General features: G+C 73.3%; 6 protein-coding genes and 1 pseudogene. 5 read left to right on the plus strand and 2 right to left on the minus strand.

Translation table 11 applies throughout. The features are described from left to right. Both VM95_RS43955 and VM95_RS39505 read right to left on the minus strand, forming a co-directional pair. Window positions 1-196: hypothetical protein (locus VM95_RS43955; RefSeq protein WP_208615606.1), on the minus strand; the 196-nt coding region annotated here is incomplete at its 3' end. 112 nt (window positions 197-308) lie between these two features. Beyond that, window positions 309-782, minus strand: a complete 474-nt coding sequence (locus VM95_RS39505; protein WP_052707810.1) for a histidine kinase — start codon at window positions 780-782, stop codon at window positions 309-311. A gap of 448 nt (window positions 783-1,230) precedes the next feature. On the opposite strand from VM95_RS39505, the gene VM95_RS37115 reads away from it, so the two are divergent. From VM95_RS37115 to VM95_RS37130, 5 genes and pseudogenes are all read left to right on the plus strand, one after another. After that, window positions 1,231-1,470, plus strand: coding sequence for a hypothetical protein (locus tag VM95_RS37115; protein WP_045705661.1), 240 nt, complete (start codon window positions 1,231-1,233; stop codon window positions 1,468-1,470). A gap of 215 nt (window positions 1,471-1,685) precedes the next feature. Further along, window positions 1,686-1,850, plus strand: a complete 165-nt coding sequence (locus VM95_RS43050; RefSeq protein WP_157882303.1) for a hypothetical protein — start codon at window positions 1,686-1,688, stop codon at window positions 1,848-1,850. 16 nt (window positions 1,851-1,866) lie between these two features. Next, complete coding sequence (locus tag VM95_RS37120; protein WP_045705663.1) at window positions 1,867-2,088, plus strand: hypothetical protein; 222 nt, start codon at window positions 1,867-1,869, stop codon at window positions 2,086-2,088. Between the two features lie 658 nt (window positions 2,089-2,746). Beyond that, complete coding sequence (locus VM95_RS37125) at window positions 2,747-3,265, plus strand: hypothetical protein (RefSeq protein WP_045705665.1); 519 nt, start codon at window positions 2,747-2,749, stop codon at window positions 3,263-3,265. Window positions 3,266-3,325: 60 nt separating this feature from the next. Further along, window positions 3,326-4,123: pseudogene (locus VM95_RS37130) on the plus strand (C40 family peptidase); the annotation flags it as partial.

A 4,123-nucleotide genomic window follows, 5' to 3' on the forward strand; every position in this document is an offset into this window, starting at 1 on the left:
GGAGGTAGCCGAGGTAGTCCTTGCCGCTGCGCCCGTCCGGCGCGCGCAGCAGCGCCTCGACGGCCTGGTGAACCGTCACCTTCATGGTGCCGTGGAGGGCGTGGGCGAGGCGGGCGGCGGCGCGCTCCGCCAGAGCTGTGTGCCGGCGGCACGCGGCCGGGTTACACGAGGGGGGTGGGTCGAGCGCGTCACGCACGACCCACCCCCGCTGATTCATCTGATCACGACCAAATACGCGCCCTAGGCCCCCCTCTTCCCGGATCCCGCCGGATCGGCGCGCGGCGGGATGCCCGTCACGCCACCGCTTCCTAGCATGCACATGACGGTATGTCTGGATGCGGCACCATCTCGTCCATCGAGTCGAGCGCCCGCAGCCCCGCCTCCTCCAGGCGCCGCAACAGGGCGACCGTCTCCCCCGGTTCCTGGCCCGGGAGTTGACCGGCCTGGGCCTCCAGCGCGATGCCGGTGATCTCATGGGCGACGAAGTCGTGCAGCCCGCGGGCGACTTCGAGCCGCTGCTCGCGCCGAGCCCGGTCGACGGCGCGTTCCCGGCGGGCCTCCAGCACCCGCAGGTACACGCCAGCCCCGGCGACCCCCAGCACCGGCAGCAGGGAGAGCAGCACCCCGACCACCGGCCCGGCCGCGCTGCCGTGCGGCGCCCGGAGGGCGAACCGCAACGGGAGCACCACGGCGGCGAGGGCGACCGCCCCGCCGATCGGCCCGGCCCGGCGGCCGGGCAGCCGGCGGACGGCCCGGACAACACAACCAGCAGCGCCGGCCATTTGAAGGGCAGCCAGAAGGCGGGCGACCGGTAGGGCCCCTGGTAGCCCAGGTCGAGCAGCAGCGAGGCCCCGGCCGCCGCGCCGGCCGCGACCGTGAGCGTGACCCCGCCGAGCGGCCACGGCAGCAGCGCCACCGCGGCGGCGAGCGCGGCCGTCAGGGCCGGCAGCAGGGCCGCGCCGCGCTCCCCCGGGTGGGCGAGCACGACGGGCGCGAGCAGCAGGAGGGCGGCGGCGACGGCGGGCCATCGACGGCGCCGGGCGAGGCGGTACTGACGGTCGGTGCGCACACCGCCGAGCCTGGGGCCCGCCTGCGGGCAGCCCTCCCGGGGGAGGCCCGGTCCTCCCCGCGAAGGAATCAACTCCCCTCCGCAGCGGGAGGTCCGCGCGGCCCGACCGGGCCAGACTCGATGTCGTCGGAACAACCGCCTACAACGGAGGCCACACCACCATGAACCGTCGTCTCGCTGTCACCGCGACCGCGCTCTGCCTCCTGACGGCGACGCTCGCCACCGCCGCCCCGGCCTCCGCCGGCGAACCGGCCCCGTCGGGAGCGCCGGTCGCCGCCGACCACGCCTCGGTGCGCCTGCACGGGAGCGGCACCCGTGCGCACGAGCCCGCGCCCGGCTTGTCCAAGACCGGGCGCGGGCCGCCGATCCCCACCCGGTTCCGATGCCCTCGCACCGGGTGAAGTCCCTTCGGGCGTACGGTCCTCAGACCGCGACCGCCTCCTCCATCTCAGGCCGATTGGCGACATCCGGAAGGCCTTCCGGCGGGGTCGGCGGGCGACGAAGCTAGTGATCGCCGCCAGGGAAACAGTCCGAACGGCAGCCGGACGGAGCGTCAACCGCTCGACGCCCCAACCGGCCAGGCCCACCCCGTCCATCGACAGCAGAGGACTCCGTCATGATCCGCACCCGTACCGCCCAGACCGCCGCGGTCGCCCCCGTCGCCCTCACCACGTTCCTGATCGCCCCCGCCGCCACCGCTTCGACGCCCGCCCAGGCCACCACCGCCGGCTCCGACAGCATCGGCTGGGTCGGGACCGTCGCCCCGGCCAGCATCGGCTGAAACGGCTGAGCCCGCGATGGAGGTTGTCCACGCCAGCCTGAAACGCCGCCACCCCGGCACCGCAGCACCGGAGAACGAGGCCGCCGAAGCCGTGGACGCCCTGTGGGCGCACGCCGAACCCGCAGACGGCCTCCAACACGCCAGCGCCCTGCCCGCACCCGACCGCATCGACCTCCTGCTCCACCTCCTCACCCGCAACACGCCCCCAGCGACGCCGTCAGCCGCGCCCACCGCCTGATCACCCGCAGCCACCGCACCTCGCCCCTGCTGCGCCAAAGCTACCTGCCGCTCGAACCCCCGGCAGCCTCAGGCCACACCGCCCGCTGACCCGGCCCGGCCCGGCCCGGCCCGGCCCCGGCGCCCCGGCGCACGGCCTCGTCTTCGACGGCCGCCGGCTCTCCTGCCCCGGACTCCGGGCGGCGGATCCACCCGTCACGCCGGCACACGTCATCACCACGCACCTGGCCACACCTTTCTTCACCTTCCTGCCCTTCTCATCCACGGGAGCCGTCATGCCCGGACGCATTCGACGATCGACCTTCACCGCCGCCTCGGCGGTCCTGGCCCTGTGCGCCGCAGCCGTGGTGACCGGTTGCGGCGCGGCTGGCACCAAGACGCCCACAGCCGCCGCGTCCAGCACGAGCACTCCCGCCACCATCACACCAGGCACCTCAACTCCCATGCCGAGCAGCACAGTTGGTGACCCTGCGGCCACGCCGACACCGTCGCAGACCACTCCGGGAGCCGACCCGAGCCCCACCGGCGGGCCTGGGTCCGCATCGGCGACGGAGGCTGCGCCGAACACCGCGAAGCCGACGGCGCCGGCGCCGGCCAAGGCAGACCCGGGCACCGCCCTGACTCCCGCCGTCCAACCGGCCGGCCTGGCCCAGCTGCCCATGGCGCCCAAGCTCGGGTGGAAGCCCGACGGGCCGTTGAGCAGCCAGGAGCTGCAGGGCCGGAAGATCACCCTCAACGAGTGCACGAGCGTCGTCGGCGCCACCACCTGGCAGCAGCAGGGCTACCTCAGCCAGGCCCAGAACCCCGCGGGGCAGCAGCTGTTCTCCTTCCCGTCACCGGAAGCCGCGCACACCGCCTACCAGCAGATCCTCGCCGGCATGGACACCTGCCAGACGTCCTCCCGCCAGCTCCAGGCCCGCCAGGGCGTCACCCAGGACGCGACCGTCACCCGCACCGCGTCCACCGCCGACGGCACGTCATGGTCGAGGACCTGGACGGGCGTCGGCGGGATGTCGGCCCCCGACAAGCAGACCAACCACCTCTACGCGCTCCAGCAGGGTGCCGTCCTCACGCTCTTCCAGTTCGACGAACTCCAGGACCGTCCTGCCCCGGCCCACGACACCGGCACCGATGCGTCCGTGCTGGCCGCCCTCGCCGCGCTCGGTGCCCATCGCTGAAACCCGAGCCGCCCCGCCCTTTGCCCTTTCACCTTTCAGCTCTCCAACGGAGGAACACCCGTGTCCGTCAAGAAGTCGTCCTCGCGCCCGGCCGGTGTCCTGGTCGCGGCCTGCCTCGCCGCCACCGTGCTCGCCACTGCCCCGGCCCACGCCGACAGTGTCCAGTCCACCTACATGGCCGCGTCGTCGACCGGCTCGCTGGGCAACAACGCGGCCCCGGGCGGCAAGGTCACCCGCAGCCAGGTACTGGCCCGCGCCCAGGCCTGGGTCGACCAGGCCGTCCCGTACAGCGCCAACGGACTCGAGGCGCCGTACAGCTGGTGGTCCGACTCCCAGACCGGCGGCCGCTACCGCCAGGACTGCTCCGGATTCGTCTCCATGGCATGGGAGTTGCCCAAGAGCCCGACGACCCTCGACCTCCCCTCCTACTCGACTTCCATCAACAAGTCGGACCTCCAGCCCGGCGACATCCTCGACAGCGACGCGCACGTGATCATCTTCGCCGGCTGGCGTGACAAGGGTGCCGGGACCTTCAACTTCTACCAGGAGAGCAGCCGGTCCACGCCGACGAACTACAACACCACCGGAGACCTGAACTCCAGCAGGCTCGCCGGTCACGACACGAGCACCTACACCGCCTACCGCTACAACAACATCGTCGACGACGCCGCCCCGGCGCGGGCGGGACGGCCCAGTGTCGTGGCGGACCCGGCGACCGGGCACCTGATCACCTACGTCCGCGACACCGCCAACCACCTTTGGTCGGTGGATCCCAAGGGACCGGGCTGGGTCGACTTCGGCCCGATGGCCGCCGGCGACCCCGTCACCGTGGTGGACCCGGCGACCAAGCACCTGATC

The organism is Streptomyces rubellomurinus, from assembly GCF_000961885.1.
Lineage (GTDB): Bacteria > Actinomycetota > Actinomycetes > Streptomycetales > Streptomycetaceae > Kitasatospora > Kitasatospora rubellomurina.

Coding starts and splice junctions, on each gene's coding strand:
- VM95_RS39505 (WP_052707810.1), bottom strand. CDS start 782: ATGGCCGGCGCTGCTGGTTGTGTTGTCCGGGCCGTCCGCCGGCTGCCC.
- VM95_RS37125 (WP_045705665.1), top strand. CDS start 2,747: ATGGCGCCCAAGCTCGGGTGGAAGCCCGACGGGCCGTTGAGCAGCCAG.
- VM95_RS43050 (WP_157882303.1), top strand. CDS start 1,686: ATGATCCGCACCCGTACCGCCCAGACCGCCGCGGTCGCCCCCGTCGCC.
- VM95_RS37120 (WP_045705663.1), top strand. CDS start 1,867: ATGGAGGTTGTCCACGCCAGCCTGAAACGCCGCCACCCCGGCACCGCA.
- VM95_RS37115 (WP_045705661.1), top strand. CDS start 1,231: ATGAACCGTCGTCTCGCTGTCACCGCGACCGCGCTCTGCCTCCTGACG.